Source organism: Burkholderia sp. 28_3 (assembly GCF_003253915.1).
In the GTDB taxonomy this organism is placed as follows: domain Bacteria; phylum Pseudomonadota; class Gammaproteobacteria; order Burkholderiales; family Burkholderiaceae; genus Burkholderia; species Burkholderia cenocepacia.
This window is the reverse complement of the sequence record NZ_QKZF01000083.1, coordinates 1-1,183: the sequence shown is the minus strand read 5'-3', so window position 1 is coordinate 1,183 and position 1,183 is coordinate 1. Positions and strand designations below refer to the sequence as shown.

Here is a 1,183-nt window from a genome sequence, read left to right as displayed (position 1 = left end):
GGACCTATCCGTGATTTCGTGGGCGAGGCATATGATGAGGTGTAAAAGCCATGGATATGCCGATGAAGAAGAAAAGACAGACTGTCGCGCGTCAGGCAGCGGCCCGCGGGCCGCTGCCTGAACTGCCCAAGGAACTGCTGGACCAGTTGGTCAAGGGGCCGATGACGCCCGCCGAGGTGCAGGACCTGATGTTGGCGTTCAACAAGGCGGTCATCGAGCGAGCGATGGGCGCCGAGATGAATATGCATCTGGGCTACCCGCCGGGCCAGGCCAAGCCTCTCGGTCAGGCCAACGAGCGCAACGGTGCCAGTGGCAAGACGGTCATCACTGATCGTGGTCCGGTCCGGGTCGACGTGCCTCGTGACCGTGACGGCAGCTTCGAGCCGATCCTGATTCCCAAGCACGAGCGCCGTTTCACCGGGTTCGACGAACGCATCATCGCGATGTACGCCCGCGGCATGAGCGTGCGCGAGATTCAGGGATTTCTGGCCGAGCACTATGGCACCGAGGTGTCGCCCGACTTCATCAGCTCGGTCACCGATGAGGTGATGGCCGAGGCGCTGAGCTGGCAGAGCCGCCCGCTCGAGACGATGTACCCGGTGGTGTTCTTCGACGCGCTGCGGGTCAAGATCCGCGACGACGGCGTGGTCAGCAACAAGGCCGTCTATCTGGCTTTGGGCATTCAGGCCGATGGCCAGCGCGATGTGCTGGGCCTCTGGATCGAGCAGACCGAAGGCGCCAAGTTCTGGCTCAAGGTGTTCAACGAATTGAAGACGCGCGGCTGCCAGGACATTCTGATCGCCGTGGTGGATGGCTTGAAGGGGCTGACCGAGGCCATCAGCGCAGCCTATCCACGAACCACTGTTCAGACCTGCATCGTGCATCTGATCCGCAACAGCCTCGAATACGCCAGCTACAAGGACCGTAAGGTACTCGCCGCCGCGCTGCGTCCGATCTACGCGGCCGCCAGTGAGGAAGCGGCGAGACAGGCACTGCAAGACTTCGCTGACGGCCCGTGGGGCGAGAAATACCCGAGCGTCGTGCAATCGTGGCAGCGCGCATGGGAGCACGTCGTCCCGTTTTACGTGTTCCCGCCGGAGATTCGACGGGTTGTGTACACGACCAACGCCATCGAAAGTCTGAACATGCAGTTGCGCAAGATCATCAAGACGCGCGGCCACTT

1 protein-coding gene is annotated in these 1,183 nt (G+C 62.0%); it reads left to right on the top strand.

Features of this window, described 5'->3' with window-relative positions; all coding sequences use genetic code 11:
• Positions 1-56: 56 nt before the first annotated feature.
• Positions 57-1,183, top strand: a 1,127-nt coding sequence (locus DFS13_RS39695) for an IS256 family transposase (protein ID WP_375669691.1), incomplete at its 3' end; no start/stop codon positions are given.